We start from the raw sequence: 15,107 nt of genomic DNA, 5'->3' as shown, positions 1-15,107 counted from the left end.
GTCCGGAAGACGAGCAAGCAGTGCTAATGCAAGGGACCTCATGAATCAAACGCGGACTCTCGGTACGCCACGGTTGTTGGGCATCGTCTGGCCTTTTATCGCCGTTGTGCTGTTTCAAGCCCTGTTGGGCGGCGTTAGCCTTTACGTGCTGTCGGCGGTTCGCGGCTATGTTGCCGGCGAAAGTCTGTGGTCCAAGGGTCAGAAAGACGCCATCTATTACCTCAATCTCTACGCCGACAGCGGCGACGAAGCGATTTTTCGTAAATACCAGAACGCCATCTCCGTGCCTCAGGGCGGGCATGAATTACGTGTGGCGCTCGATCATCAACCGCCGAATATAGAGGCGGCACGTGTTGCGATCCTCAAGGGCGGTAACCATCCGGATGACATCACCAGCGTGATCTGGCTGTACCTGAATTTCCGGAACTTCAGGTACCACGAGAAAGCCATCGACCTTTGGAGGGTGGGCGACGCGTATCTGGTGCAACTCGATGCCACTGCGCGGGAGATGCATCAGCGCATCACCACCAGGCAGGCCACTGATGCCGATATCAAGCGCTGGAAGGATCAGATATTTGTCATCAACGAAAGTGTGACACCGGCCGCGAAGGCCTTCAGCGACGCCTTGGGCGAAGGCTCGCGGAACATCCTGCGACTGTTGCTGGTGACCAACCTTGCCACTGCCCTGGGCTTGATCGCATTGGCCTTGATGCGCACCCATAAACTGCTCAAACAGCGACACGCCTTCGCCGATGCGTTGGAGCTTGAGAAGGAGCGGGCGCAGATCACTCTGCAATCGATTGGCGACGGAGTGATCACCACGGATGTTTCCGGTGCGATTGCCTATATGAATCCGGCGGCCGAGGCGTTGACCCACTGGAAGGCCGAGCAAGCGACAGGGTTGCCGCTGGCGGCGCTGTTCAACCTGCTGGATGAAAACGCCCAGACCGATGGTTTCACCCTGATCGAGCATATTCTGAGCGGCCAACTCAGTGGCGGCAGTGAGCACTCCAAGCTGATTCAACGCCTGGATGGCAGCACGGTGTCGGTCACGCTGGTGGGGGCGCCAATCCGCAATGCTGGAAAAGTCAGCGGGACGGTGCTGGTGCTGCATGACATGACCCAGGAGCGGCAATACATCGCCAATCTGTCATGGCAGGCGACCCATGACGCCTTGACCGGCCTTGCCAACCGCCGCGAATTCGAATATCGCCTGGAACAGGCGCTGCACAACCTGACCCGCCATTCGGGTCGCCATGCCCTGATGTTCCTCGATCTGGATCAATTCAAACTGGTCAACGATACCTGCGGTCACGCGGCGGGTGACGAACTGTTGCGGCATATCTGTGCCTTGTTGCAATCGGGGCTGCGCGAAGGCGATACCCTGGCTCGTCTTGGCGGCGACGAGTTCGGCATCCTGCTGGAAAACTGTGCACTGGAATCTGCGGAGAAAATTGCCGAGAGCCTGCGCCAGACTGTGCAGAATCTGCACTTTGTCTGGAAGGGCCGGCCATTCGTGACCACTGTCAGTATCGGGTTGGTCCATGTCGCGCAGAATCCGACAACGCTCGAAGCGTCGCTGCGTGCTGCCGACATGGCGTGCTACATGGCCAAGGAAAAGGGCCGGAACCGGGTCCAGGTCTATCATCCAGATGACTCGGAGTTGTCCCTGCGCTTCGGCGAAATGGCCTGGGTGCAGCGTTTGCACATGGCGCTGGAGGAGGATCGTTTTTGCCTGTATGCCCAGGAAATTGCCCCCTTGGGCCATGTCGACAAGGACGGCGGGCACATTGAAATTCTGTTGCGATTGCATGATGAAGCCGGGCGGATGATCTTGCCCGACAGCTTCATTCCGGCTGCCGAGCGTTATGGCCTGATGAGCTCGCTTGATCGTTGGGTTGTGCAGAACGTGTTCAAGGTCATTGCCCAATGCCGGGCCGAGCAATACCGCGGGCCGCTGGCCATGTGTGCGATCAATCTGTCAGGCACGACGATCGGGGATGAGGCGTTCCTGGACTTCCTGCGCGAACAGTTTGTGACGTATTCGATTCCGCCTGAAATGATTTGTTTTGAAATTACTGAGACCAGTGCTATTTCAAATCTTGGCAGCGCCATTCGATTCATTAATGAACTCAAGGGCTTAGGATGCCATTTTTCACTGGATGACTTTTGTGCCGGAATGTCCTCATTCGCGTACCTGAAACATTTGCCTGTAGACTTCCTGAAGATCGACGGGAGTTTCGTAAAGGATATGCTGGACGACCCGATTAACCGCGCCATGGTCGAAGTGATCAATCACATCGGTCATGTCATGGGTAAGCGCACGATTGCCGAGTTTGTCGAAACGCCCCAGATCGAGCAGGCATTGCTGGAGATCGGGGTAGATTACGCTCAAGGGTATGTGATTGAACGCCCGCATCTGTTTACCTTTGATAGCCTGCTAAGTCGTCCCGCCAGGCCTCAGCCGCTGTTGTTCAAGGCCCCTGGCACGTTCCGTTGAAACTCCTGCCGGTCTTAAAATCACAATCAAAAGGAGCTCGACAGTGATCGACACATTCAACCGAACCGGACCGCTCATGGAAGCTGCAAGTTATCCTGCCTGGGCCCAGCGCCTGATCCAGGATTGCAGCGAGAGCAAGCGCCGGGTTGTCGAACACGAACTGTACCAACGCATGCGAGACAACAAACTCAGTGCGAAGACCATGCGCCAGTACCTGATCGGTGGCTGGCCGGTGGTCGAACAGTTCGCGTTGTATATGGCACAAAACCTGACCAAGACCCGTTTTGCCCGTCATCCCGGCGAAGACATGGCCCGTCGCTGGCTGATGCGTAATATCCGTGTCGAATTGAACCACGCCGATTATTGGGTGCACTGGAGTCGCGCACATGGTGTCAGCCTGGAGGACCTGCAGGCACAGCAGGTTGCACCGGAGCTTCACGCCTTGAGCCATTGGTGCTGGCACACCAGTTCCGCCGACTCGCTGATCGTTGCGATTGCCGCCACCAACTACGCCATCGAAGGGGCGACCGGGGAGTGGTCGGCGGTTGTTTGTTCCAATGGCAACTACGCCGCCTCGTTCCCCGAGGAAGATCGCAAGCGGGCGATGAAGTGGCTGAAGATGCATGCCCAGTACGACGATGCCCACCCATGGGAAGCCCTGGAAATCATCTGCACATTGGCGGGTACCAACCCGAGCAAATCCTTGCAGGTGGAGTTGCGTCAGGCTGTATGCAAGAGCTACGACTACATGTACCTGTTTCTCGAGCGTTGCATGCAATTGGAGCACACCGAGCGGGCGCCGGTGGTTCGTGAGCGGATGGCATTGGCCGAGAGCTGATTCAATCGCTACTTGAAATAACTGTGGGAGCGAGCCTGCTCGCGAATACGGACTGTCAGTCAACATCATCGTTGAAAGTCAGACCCCCTTCGCGAGCAGGCTCGCTCCCACATTGTTTGTGTCGTGGTTAAGGACTTAGCCCGCCATCTCCAGACGGTTACGACCTTCGCGCTTGGCCACATACAACGCGCTGTCTGCCCGTCGCAACAGGCTGTCGGCAGACTCGCCGGGCAACAGGGTCGAACAGCCGAGGCTGACCGTCAGCAAGATCGTATGACCATCGGCCAGGTACTCTTCAGACTGGACTGCAAATCGCAGTCGCTCACCGACCATGGCCGCGGCCTCGCGACAGGTATTCGACAGCAGGATCAGGAATTCTTCACCGCCATAGCGGAACACCATGTCGACGTTACGCAGCTGGTTTTTGATCGAAGCAGCGACTGCCTGGAGCACGTCATCGCCAGTGCTGTGGCCATGAGTGTCATTGACTTGCTTGAAATGATCGATGTCCAGCATCAGCACCGATAACGGTTGCAGGTGGCGCCGGGACAGTTCGATTTCCCTTTGCAGCGTCTGGTCCATGGCAATGCGGTTACCGGTGCCCGTCAGTGGGTCGCGCAGTGCACTTTGGGTGGCGGTACGGTAAAGCAGCGCGTTGCGCATCGGGAACAGCAGCGCGGCCAGCAGTGATTCGAGATTGCCCTGTTCCTGTTCGCTGAAACGCTGATTGCGGCGGAAAATCAACTCACCCAGGTGTTCGCCTTCGTGGCTGAGGCTGTAACTGATGGAATGGTGGCCGCGCTGGCCGAACTCCAGGCGCAGATCACTGCTCTTGTGCAGGTAGCACAAGGCGTCCAACGGCACCATTCGCTGAATCTCGCGATAGAACGTCCCAAGAATGCGTTGCGGCTCCAGACTGGTTTGCAGCTGCAGGCTCAGTTGCTGGCGCAATTGCGCAAGACTGACAGGCCTTTCCAGAAGGGGAGGCTGCTGACCAAAGCCCAGGCGCTGCAATTTGGCGCTATCGAAGTCAATTGCGTTGGTCTGGGAAGGTGGTTTCATTAGGCGTGCGCCCCTAAGCAGTAAGGCTGTCTTACAAGCAGGGTGAGAGCGGCTTAGGGCTGCGCGTCGTACTGGTCCGTCAGTCCCGTAGGACATTTCGTACAAGTTTAATCTGCTTTGTAGAAGATGAGTAATTACTGTACTCGAGCTTCACCCGGTCTGCTTTCACGCCTGCGTGTCTGAGCAAACTTAGAGCGAAAGTCATGCCATTCGGTTCATATGATAAAAAACAGAGCTAAATCAATGGGTTGTTGTTTGTCTGCTACCTGCAGGGCACAGCGTGTGACGTTTGTTTGACAGGTGTCTGTTGCGAATTGGAGTGCCGCGGCGGGAAGCCGGCGCGGCACGGAAAAAGCGACGTACGGTCGTTACTGCGCGTTGAACGCTTGGCCATTGATACCGGTGCTGTCCGGGCCCATCAGGTAAAGGTAGACCGGCATGATCTCCTCGGGCGTCGGGTTGTTCAGTGGATTTTCACCCGGGTAAGCCTGGGCGCGCATGCTGGTGCGGGTGGCACCCGGGTTGATGCTGTTGGAGCGTACCGGGGCCACGGTATCGACTTCGTCAGCCAGGGTTTGCATCAGGCCTTCAGTGGCGAATTTGGAGACGCCGTAGGCGCCCCAGTACGCACGACCCTTGCGGCCGACGCTGCTGGAAGTGAAGACCACCGAGGCGTCCTGCGACAGCTTGAGCAGCGGCAACAGGGTGCTGGTGAGCATGAACATGGCGTTGACGTTGACTTGCATGACCCGCATGAAGTTTTCGCCGGAAAGCTGCTCGATCGGCGTGCGTGGGCCGATGATCGACGCATTGTGCAGCAGGCCGTCGAGATGCCCGAATTCGGTTTCGATCATCGCCGCCAGCTCATCGTATTGATGGGGTAGGGCGGTTTCGAGGTTGAACGGAATCACCGCCGGTTGTGGATGGCCGGCGGCTTCGATTTCGTCGTAGACCTGGGACAGGTTGGCTTCTGTCTTGCCCAGCAGCAGCACGGTTGCGCCGTGGGCCGCGTAGGTTTTCGCCGCGGCGGCGCCGATGCCGCGTCCTGCGCCGGTAACCAGAATGACCCGATCCTTGAGCAGTTCGGGGCGGGCGGAATAATCAAACATAAAAAACCTCAACAAATCAGAAGACAGGCGCTGCCCCTGTTGGAGCGAGTTCGCTCGCGATGGTCGTCAACGATTACACGTAAAGCCTGGCACCCAGCGGAGTTCTCAGGTTTTTCGCGAGCAAGTTCGCTCCCACAAAAAAGCGATTCGACTTAGCAACTGCAAAGCGCGCTATCGAGCACCTTGCGCAACTCCAACGGATGGTCGACCACCACATCCGCGCCCCAATGCCGCGGGTTATCGTCCGGGTGGATGTAGCCAAAGGTCACCGCAGCCGTCTTGGTGCCGGCATCGCGGCCCGATTCGATGTCGCGCAAGTCATCGCCTACGAACAGCACGCTGGCTGGATCCAGGTCGAGCATCTTGCAGGCCAGGATCAGCGGCTCCGGATCCGGTTTGCTGTTTTTTACATGATCCGGGCAGATCAGCAGCGCCGAACGCTCGGCCAGCCCCAACTGTTGCATGATCGGTTCGGCGAAGCGCAGCGGCTTGTTGGTGACCACGCCCCAGATCAGGTTGGCTTTTTCGATATCGGCAAGCAATTCAGCCATGCCGTCGAACAGCTTGCTGTGAACCGCGCAACCGACGAGGTAGCGCTCCAGGAATTCCAGGCGCAACTCCTCGAACCCAGGCGATTCCGGGTCCATGGCGAAGGTCACTGCGACCATTGCCCGGGCGCCGCCGGAAATTTCGTCGCGGATGTGTTTGTCGTTCATCGGTGGCAAGCCGCGGTCGGCACGCATCGCCTGACAGATCGCAATGAAGTCCGGCGCGGTGTCGAGCAGGGTGCCGTCCATGTCGAAAAGAACTGCTCTGATTGGCATCGGCTTACTCCTCGCGCAGGGTCTGGATCATGTAGTTGACGTCCACGTCGCTGGCCAGCTTGTAGTGCTTGGTCAGCGGGTTGTAGGTCAGGCCGATGATGTCCTTGACGGTCAGGCCGGCCATGCGGCTCCAGGCGCCGAGTTCGGAAGGGCGGATGAATTTCTTGAAGTCGTGGGTGCCGCGCGGCAGCAGCTTCATGATGTATTCGGCGCCGACGATGGCGAACAGGTACGCCTTCGGGTTGCGGTTGATGGTCGATAAGAACACCTGGCCGCCGGGCTTGACCATGCGGAAGCAGGCACGGATGACCGACGACGGGTCCGGCACGTGTTCAAGCATTTCCAGGCAGGTGACCACGTCGAACTGCTCGGGCATTTCCTCGGCCAGGGCTTCGGCGGTGATCTGCCGGTATTCGACGCTCACGCCCGACTCCAACTGATGCAACTGGGCAACCGCCAGCGGCGCTTCGCCCATGTCGATACCCATGACGGTCGCGCCGCGTTGGGCCATGGCTTCGCTGAGGATGCCGCCGCCGCAACCGACGTCGAGGACCTTTTTGCCTGCCAGGTTGACCCGTTCGTCAATCCAGTTGACCCGCAGCGGGTTGATGTCGTGCAGCGGTTTGAATTCGCTTTCGCGGTCCCACCAGCGATGGGCCAGGGCCTCGAATTTGGCGATTTCGGCGTAGTCGACGTTGCTCATGGTTTTAAGTCCTCTAAAACTTGAAAAATCCTGTTGCCCCGGAATGCGTTCCAGGGTGCTTACGATTCGGTACGGCCGCTGATGCGCTGGCCCCAAGCCCTCGCGACAGTGCCAAGCTGTTGTTCATCCAGGCGTGTCAGGCGGCGGTCGTCGAGCAGTTGCTTGCCAGCAACCCAAAGGTGTTTCACGCAGTCCCGGCCGGTGGCGTATATAAGCTGCGAAACCGGGTCGTAGACCGGTTGCTGGGCCAGGCCGGAAAGGTCGAAAGCCACCATGTCCGCCGCCTTGCCGATTTCCAGTGAGCCGACGTCGGCCTCGATACCCAGCGCCCGGGCCCCGTTGAGGGTGGCCATGCGCAAGGCGCGATGGGCATCCAGCGCGGTGGCCGAGCCGGCGACGGCTTTTGCCAGCAAGGCCGCGGTGCGGGTTTCGCCCAGCAGGTCCAGGTCATTGTTGCTGGCCGCGCCATCGGTGCCGACTGCGACATTGACCCCGGCCTCCCACAAGCGCTCGACCGGGCAGAACCCGCTGGCCAACTTCAGATTCGATTCCGGGCAATGAATCACATTGCTGTTGCTTTCTACCAGCAGTGCCAGGTCTTCCTCGCTGATCTGGGTCATGTGAACCGCCTGGAAGCGCGGCCCCAGCAAGCCCAGGCGCGCCAGGCGGGCCAGCGGGCGTTCACCGCGCTGTTCGACCGATTGCTGCACTTCGAAGGCGGTTTCATGCACATGCATGTGGATCGAGGCGTCCAGTTCCTCGGCGATCACCCGGATTTTTTCCAGGTTTTCGTCGCCTACGGTATAGGGTGCATGGGGGCCGAAGGTGATTTTGATGCGCTCGTGGTGCTTGAGATCGCCAAACAGCTCAACGCCCTGACGAATGGCTTCGTCCGCAGTGGCGGCCCCCGGAATAGGAAAATCGAGGATCGGAATCGCGATCTGCGCACGAATACCGCTGTTGTGCACGCGCTCGCTGGCAACCTTCGGGAAGAAGTACATGTCAGAGAAGCAGGTGATGCCGCCTTTGATTTGCTCGGCAATCGCAAGGTCAGTGCCGTCGCGCACGAAGTCCTCGTCGACCCACTTGGCTTCGGCGGGCCAGATGTGGTTTTCCAGCCAGGTCATCAATGGCAGATCGTCGGCCAGGCCACGGAACAGAGTCATTGCCGCATGTCCGTGGGCATTGATCAGGCCAGGACTGAGCAGCATGTCGGGCAGTTCGCGGATTTCGGTTGCGTTAAGCTTCAGCGCGGCGGAACGTGGCCCGATAAACACGATGCGTCCATCACGGATGCCCACGCCATGTTCTTTGAGGACAACACCAGCGGGTTCGACGGGTACCAGCCAGGTCGGCAGCAATAACAGGTCGAGCGCAGCGGCAGTGTTCGGCATCGAGGGTTGGTTCCAGTGCTTTTGTAAAGGATGGCGAAGTATACCCGAGCGTCTTCGCGGGGGGATCGCTATAATCGACGGCTTTTGTTCATGAGTGCGGGGTGTGGGATGCGCGATCGACTGTTGGCTGCGGAGAAGGTGAAGGCCATCGATTGGCGTGATGGTGCTCTCCATCTGCTGGATCAGCGTGTTTTGCCATTCGAGGAAACCTGGATTGCCTACACCAGCGCTGCTGGCGTGGCCGAGGCCATTCGCTCAATGGTGGTGCGTGGCGCGCCGGCCATCGGCATCAGCGCCGCTTATGGCATCGTGCTCGCGGCCCGTGCCCGGATTGCCGAAGGTGGTGACTGGTACGCTGCGCTGGAAGAGGATTTCATGCTGTTGGCCGACTCCCGTCCTACCGCGGTCAACCTGTTCTGGGCGCTGGGCCGAATGCACGACCGGCTTGATCGCCTGAAAGACAATGCCGATCCGCTGGAAGTGCTGGAGGCCGAGGCCATCGCCATTCACGAAAGTGATCGCGAGGCCAACCTGACCATGGCGCAGTTGGGTGTCGACCTGATCCGCAAACATCAGGGCAACGCCCAGGCGATCCTGACCCACTGCAACACCGGCGCGCTGGCTACGGGCGGCTTCGGTACGGCGCTGGGAGTGATTCGTGGCGCATTCATCGAGGGCATGGTCGAGCGGGTCTATGTCGACGAAACCCGCCCATGGCTGCAGGGCTCGCGACTGACCGCGTGGGAGCTGGCCAATGAAGGCATTCCCGTGACCCTCAATGTCGATTCCGCCGCGGCGCATATCATGAAGACCAAGGGCCCTACCTGGGTCATCGTCGGCGCGGACCGCATCACCGCCAATGGCGACGTGGCCAACAAGATCGGTACCTATCAACTGGCAGTCAACGCCATGCACCACGGCGTGCGCTTCATGGTGGTGGCGCCGAGTTCGACCATCGACATGAACCTGGCCAGTGGCGATGACATTCCGATTGAAGAGCGCGATGGTCGCGAGTTGCTGGAGGTTGGTGGCAAGCGCGTCGGGGCCGACGTCGATGCTTTCAACCCGGTGTTCGACGTGACGCCGGCGGACCTTATCGATGCGATCGTCACCGAAAAAGGCATCGTCGAGCGCCCGGACACGGCGAAGATGGCGCAGTTGATGTGCCGCAAGCGCCTGCATTGACGGTCACTGGCGCCTACCAGATTGCCTTCGCGGGCAAGCCCGCTCCCACAGGTTTTGTGAACACCCTAAAACCCTGTGGGAGCGGGCTTGCCCGCGAAGAGGCCCTGAAAGCCAATGAATCAGCCAGATCCTGCCCCAAATTCCTCATTCAAAACGGCTCTAAGCCCCTCTCGTCCCCTTCAAGCCTGTCATCGGTCAACTAACTACTCTCCATGCGCATCTGGGGGATAGGTGCGTGGCGGCTCTTGTGATAACATCCGGCGGTTTCCAGGGTTGCCCGAAGTGGTGACCCGTACTGCGCAGATCCATGGCATAACTTGTTGATTTGTCGTAAGTCGGTGCATGGCACTCAGCCTGTATCGGCGAGCTTCGTTGGTCCCATATGGATATGACGAAGTTTCACCAGAAAAAGGAATCAGGCTTCTCATGGGCGAACTGGCCAAAGAAATCCTCCCGGTCAATATCGAAGACGAGCTGAAGCAGTCCTACCTCGACTACGCGATGAGCGTAATTGTCGGGCGGGCACTGCCGGATGCGCGCGATGGCCTCAAGCCCGTGCACCGTCGCGTACTGTTCGCGATGAGCGAGCTGGGCAACGACTTCAACAAGCCGTACAAGAAATCTGCCCGTGTTGTCGGCGACGTGATCGGTAAGTATCACCCGCACGGTGATACCGCGGTGTACGACACCATCGTCCGCATGGCTCAGCCTTTCTCCCTGCGCTACCTGTTGGTAGACGGTCAGGGCAACTTCGGTTCGGTCGACGGCGACAACGCTGCGGCCATGCGATACACCGAAGTGCGCATGACCAAGCTGGCGCACGAGCTGCTGGCTGACCTGCACAAAGAAACCGTGGACTGGGTGCCGAACTACGACGGCACCGAAATGATCCCGGCGGTCATGCCGACCCGCATCCCGAACCTGCTGGTCAACGGCTCCAGCGGTATCGCCGTGGGCATGGCGACCAACATTCCGCCGCACAACCTCGGTGAAGTCATCGACGGTTGCCTGGCGCTCATCGACAACCCTGAGCTGACCGTCGATGAACTGATGCAATACATCCCTGGTCCGGACTTCCCGACGGCGGCGATCATCAATGGTCGCGCCGGCATCATCGAAGCCTACCGCACCGGTCGTGGCCGCATTTACATGCGCGCCCGCTCGATGATCGAAGACATCGACAAGGTCGGTGGTCGTCAGCAGATCGTCATTACCGAACTCCCTTATCAGCTGAACAAGGCGCGTCTGATCGAGAAGATCGCCGAACTGGTCAAGGAGAAGAAGCTCGAAGGCATCACCGAACTGCGCGACGAGTCCGACAAGGACGGTATGCGCGTGGTGATCGAGTTGCGTCGCGGCGAAGTGCCTGAGGTGATCCTCAACAACCTCTACGCCCAGACCCAGCTGCAAGCAGTATTCGGTATCAACATCGTCGCGCTGATCGACGGCCGTCCGCGGATCCTGAACCTCAAGGACCTGCTGGAAGCCTTCGTTCGTCACCGTCGCGAAGTGGTAACCCGTCGTACCGTGTTCGAACTGCGCAAGGCGCGCGAGCGTGGTCATATCCTTGAAGGTCAAGCGGTTGCCCTGTCGAACATCGACCCGGTCATCGCCCTGATCAAGGCCTCGCCAACGCCGTCGGAAGCCAAGGAAGCGCTGGTCAGCACCCCTTGGGAATCCTCCGCTGTGGTAGCGATGGTGGAGCGTGCCGGCGCCGATTCGTGCCGCCCGGAAAACCTCGATCCGCAATACGGTCTGCGCGACGGCAAGTACTTCCTGTCGCCAGAACAGGCGCAAGCCATTCTGGAATTGCGTCTGCACCGTCTGACTGGTCTGGAACACGAAAAACTGCTGGCTGAGTATCAAGAGATCCTCAACCAGATCGGCGAGCTGATCCGCATCCTCAACAGCGCCACGCGCCTGATGGAAGTGATCCGCGAAGAGCTGGAAGTGATCCGTGCCGAGTACGGTGACGTGCGTCGTACCGAGATCCTCGATGCCCGTCTCGACCTGACCCTGGGCGACATGATCCCGGAAGAAGAGCGTGTCGTGACCATTTCCCACGGTGGCTACGCCAAGACCCAGCCGCTGGCTGCGTACCAGGCTCAGCGTCGTGGCGGTAAAGGCAAGTCGGCGACTGGCGTCAAGGATGAGGACTACATCGCTCACCTGCTGGTTGCCAACAGCCACACCACGCTGCTGCTGTTCTCCAGCAAGGGCAAGGTGTACTGGCTGAAAACCTACGAAATCCCTGAAGCGTCCCGCGCTGCCCGTGGTCGTCCGCTGGTCAACCTGCTACCGCTGGATGACGGTGAGTACATCACCACCATGCTGCCGGTCGAGGAATACACCGAAGGTCACTACATCTTCATGGCCACCGCCAACGGCACCGTGAAGAAGACCCCGCTGGAATCCTTCAGTCGTCAACGCAGCGTCGGCCTGATCGCGCTGGAGCTGGACGAAGGCGACGTGCTGATTTCCGCGGCCATCACCGATGGCGAGCGTGAAGTCATGCTGTTCTCCGATGGCGGCAAGGTTACCCGCTTCAAGGAATCCGACGTTCGCGCCATGGGCCGTACCGCCCGCGGTGTGCGCGGCATGCGTCTGCCAGAAGGCCAGAAGCTGATTTCCATGCTGATCCCGGAGGAAGGCAGCCAGATCCTCACCGCTTCCGAGCGTGGTTTCGGCAAGCGCACGGCGATCACCGAGTTTCCTGAGTACAAGCGTGGCGGTCAGGGCGTTATCGCCATGGTCAGCAACGAGCGTAACGGCCGTCTGGTCGGTGCGGTTCAGGTGCTCGACGGCGAGGAGATCATGCTGATTTCCGACCAGGGTACCCTGGTGCGTACTCGTGTCGACGAAGTGTCCAGTCTGGGTCGTAACACCCAGGGCGTGACCCTGATCAAACTGGCCAACGATGAAACGCTGGTCGGGCTGGAGCGGGTTCAGGAGCCTTCGGAAGTCGAGGGTGAAGAGCTGGAAGGCGAAGAAGGGGCTGAGTTCGAGGCGCACGTCGTGAACGACGATGCTGTCGAAGACCAGCAACTCGACGCTGCCGCTGACGAAGAACCACAAGAGTAAGTGGACAAACAGGGGGCGGATGAAAATTCGCCCCCTTGTTATTTGTCCCTTTGGAAATAACGATGCACCCCCCTGTAGGAGCGAGCCTGCTCGCGATGGTCGTCAACGATAACGCGGGAAGTCTGGTATCCCGGGGCGTTCTCGGGTTTTTCGCGAGCAGGCTCGCTCCTACAGGATATTGATCGATTTTGCGTTATTGCGTGATACCACCAAATCAGAGCGAGATTGGATGTGAGCAAGAGAGCCTATAACTTCTGTGCCGGTCCTGCGGCGCTTCCCGAAGCTGTCCTGCAGCGCGCCCAGGGTGAACTCCTCGACTGGCACGGCAAGGGTCTGTCGGTCATGGAAATGAGCCATCGCAGTGATGAGTTCGTGTCCATCGCCACCAAGGCCGAGCAGGATCTGCGTGATCTGCTGAATATCCCCTCGAACTATAAAGTGCTGTTTCTGCAAGGTGGCGCCAGCCAGCAATTTGCTCAGATTCCTCTGAACCTGTTGCCGGAAAACGGCTCGGCCGACTATATCGACACCGGTATCTGGTCGCAGAAAGCCATCGAAGAAGCTTCGCGTTACGGCCACGTCAACGTTGCCGGCACCGCCAAGCCTTATGACTATTTCGCCATTCCCGGCCAGAACGAATGGAAGCTGTCGAAAGACGCGGCCTACGTCCACTACGCGCCGAACGAAACCATTGGCGGCCTGGAATTCCAATGGATTCCCGAGACCGGTGATGTTCCGCTGGTCGCCGATATGTCCTCGGACATCCTGTCGCGCCCGGTGGATGTTTCCCGCTTCGGAATGATCTACGCCGGTGCCCAGAAAAACATCGGCCCGAGTGGTATCGTCGTCAACATCGTTCGCGAAGACCTGTTGGGCAAGGCCCGTTCCCTGTGCCCGACCATGCTTGACTACAAGGTCGCGGCCGATAACGGTTCGATGTACAACACCCCGCCGACCCTGGCCTGGTACTTGTCCGGCCTGGTGTTCGAGTGGCTGAAAGAGCAGGGCGGCGTCGAGGCCATCGGCAAGCTCAACGAAGTCAAGCAGCGCACACTGTACAGCTTCATCGATGCCAGCGGCCTGTACAGCAACCCGATCAACAAGTCGGACCGCTCGTGGATGAACGTGCCATTCCGCCTGGCGGATGATCGTCTGGACAAGCCGTTCCTGGCCGGTGCCGACGAGCGTGGCCTGTTGAACCTCAAGGGGCACCGTTCCGTGGGCGGCATGCGCGCCTCCATCTATAACGCCGTCGACATCAACGCCGTCAATGCGCTGATTTCGTACATGGCAGAGTTCGAGAAGGAACACGGCTAATGTCTGAGCAAGAACTCAAGGCACTGCGCCTGCGCATTGATGCCCTGGACGAAAAGGTCCTGGAGCTGATCAGTGAGCGTGCGCGCTGCGCCCAGGAAGTCGCGCGAGTAAAGATGGCCTCGCTGGCCGAAGGCGAAGTGCCGGTGTTCTATCGTCCTGAGCGCGAAGCTCAGGTGCTCAAGCGTGTGATGGAGCGTAACCAGGGGCCATTGGGCAACGAAGAGATGGCGCGGTTGTTCCGCGAAATCATGTCCTCGTGCCTGGCGCTCGAGCAGCCACTGAAAGTGGCTTATCTCGGCCCTGAAGGTACCTTCACTCAGGCGGCGGCCATGAAGCACTTCGGCCACGCGGTGATCAGCAAGCCGATGGCAGCGATCGACGAAGTGTTCCGTGAAGTGGCGGCGGGGGCGGTGAATTTTGGCGTGGTGCCGGTGGAGAACTCTACCGAAGGCGCGGTCAACCACACCCTCGACAGCTTCCTCGAGCACGACATGGTGATCTGCGGTGAAGTCGAGCTGCGTATCCACCATCACCTGTTGGTCGGTGAAAACACCAAGACCGACAGCATCAGCCGCATCTATTCCCACGCCCAGTCACTGGCCCAGTGCCGCAAGTGGCTGGACGCCCATTACCCGAATGTCGAGCGCGTGGCGGTGTCCAGCAACGCCGAAGCGGCCAAACGGGTCAAGGGTGAGTGGAATTCGGCGGCGATTGCCGGCGATATGGCGGCCGGCCTGTACGGCCTGACCCGATTGGCCGAGAAGATCGAGGACCGCCCGGATAACTCCACGCGATTCCTGATGATCGGTAATCAGGAAGTGCCGCCGACCGGCGACGACAAGACTTCGATCATCGTCTCGATGAGCAACAAGCCGGGTGCGCTTCATGAACTGTTGGTGCCGTTCCACGACAATGGCATCGACCTGACGCGGATCGAGACTCGCCCGTCGCGCAGCGGTAAATGGACCTATGTGTTCTTCATCGACTTCGTCGGCCACCACCGCGACCCGCTGGTCAAAGGTGTGCTGGAAAAGATCAGTCAGGAAGCAGTGGCACTCAAAGTGCTGGGTTCCTACCCGAAAGCAGTTCTCTAA

11 protein-coding genes are annotated in these 15,107 nt (G+C 59.3%); 6 read left to right on the top strand and 5 right to left on the bottom strand.

Going from position 1 to position 15,107, the window contains the following annotated elements:
- Positions 1-40: 40 nt before the first annotated feature.
- On the top strand, positions 41-2,500 hold the full coding sequence (locus B0D71_RS24560) for an EAL domain-containing protein (protein ID WP_103397015.1): 2,460 nt from the start codon (positions 41-43) through the stop codon (positions 2,498-2,500).
- A 76-nt stretch (positions 2,501-2,576) separates the two neighbouring features.
- A complete protein-coding gene (locus tag B0D71_RS24555; protein WP_420825148.1) occupies positions 2,577-3,338 on the top strand; it encodes an iron-containing redox enzyme family protein in 762 nt (253 codons plus the stop codon).
- A 135-nt stretch (positions 3,339-3,473) separates the two neighbouring features.
- Here B0D71_RS24555 and B0D71_RS24550 read toward each other — a convergent pair whose 3' ends face one another.
- From B0D71_RS24550 to B0D71_RS24530, 5 genes are all read right to left on the bottom strand, one after another.
- Complete coding sequence (locus B0D71_RS24550) at positions 3,474-4,400, bottom strand: GGDEF domain-containing protein (RefSeq protein WP_103397013.1); 927 nt, start codon at positions 4,398-4,400, stop codon at positions 3,474-3,476.
- 368 nt (positions 4,401-4,768) lie between these two features.
- Entirely contained in the window at positions 4,769-5,509 is a 741-nt protein-coding gene (locus B0D71_RS24545; protein ID WP_103397012.1) for a YciK family oxidoreductase, read from the bottom strand.
- 152 nt (positions 5,510-5,661) lie between these two features.
- On the bottom strand, positions 5,662-6,333 hold the full coding sequence (gene mupP, locus B0D71_RS24540) for an N-acetylmuramic acid 6-phosphate phosphatase MupP (RefSeq protein WP_007999922.1): 672 nt from the start codon (positions 6,331-6,333) through the stop codon (positions 5,662-5,664).
- 4 nt (positions 6,334-6,337) lie between these two features.
- Positions 6,338-7,036, bottom strand: coding sequence for a bifunctional 2-polyprenyl-6-hydroxyphenol methylase/3-demethylubiquinol 3-O-methyltransferase UbiG (ubiG, locus tag B0D71_RS24535; protein ID WP_103397011.1), 699 nt, complete (start codon positions 7,034-7,036; stop codon positions 6,338-6,340).
- A gap of 59 nt (positions 7,037-7,095) precedes the next feature.
- Entirely contained in the window at positions 7,096-8,430 is a 1,335-nt protein-coding gene (locus tag B0D71_RS24530; RefSeq protein ID WP_103397010.1) for a TRZ/ATZ family hydrolase, read from the bottom strand.
- Between the two features lie 108 nt (positions 8,431-8,538).
- Between B0D71_RS24530 and mtnA the strand changes: the two genes are divergently transcribed.
- The 4 genes from mtnA (at position 8,539) to pheA (ending at position 15,107) form a co-directional block, all read left to right on the top strand.
- Positions 8,539-9,615: an S-methyl-5-thioribose-1-phosphate isomerase gene (gene mtnA / locus B0D71_RS24525; RefSeq protein ID WP_103397009.1), complete on the top strand. Its 1,077-nt coding sequence runs from the start codon at positions 8,539-8,541 to the stop codon at positions 9,613-9,615.
- Positions 9,616-10,041: 426 nt separating this feature from the next.
- Positions 10,042-12,696 (top strand): DNA gyrase subunit A, encoded by a 2,655-nt coding sequence (gene gyrA / locus B0D71_RS24520; RefSeq protein WP_103397008.1) that lies wholly within the window; start codon positions 10,042-10,044, stop codon positions 12,694-12,696.
- A 231-nt stretch (positions 12,697-12,927) separates the two neighbouring features.
- Positions 12,928-14,013, top strand: coding sequence for a 3-phosphoserine/phosphohydroxythreonine transaminase (serC, locus tag B0D71_RS24515; RefSeq protein ID WP_103397094.1), 1,086 nt, complete (start codon positions 12,928-12,930; stop codon positions 14,011-14,013).
- Positions 14,013-15,107, top strand: a complete 1,095-nt coding sequence (pheA, locus tag B0D71_RS24510) for a prephenate dehydratase (RefSeq protein WP_007939916.1) — start codon at positions 14,013-14,015, stop codon at positions 15,105-15,107. Before serC ends, pheA begins: the two co-directional genes overlap by 1 nt.

The sequence above is a fragment of the Pseudomonas laurylsulfativorans genome (assembly GCF_002906155.1).
GTDB lineage: Bacteria > Pseudomonadota > Gammaproteobacteria > Pseudomonadales > Pseudomonadaceae > Aquipseudomonas > Aquipseudomonas laurylsulfativorans.
Note: the sequence above shows the minus strand (reverse complement) of the source record. Positions and strands in the feature narration are given on the sequence as shown.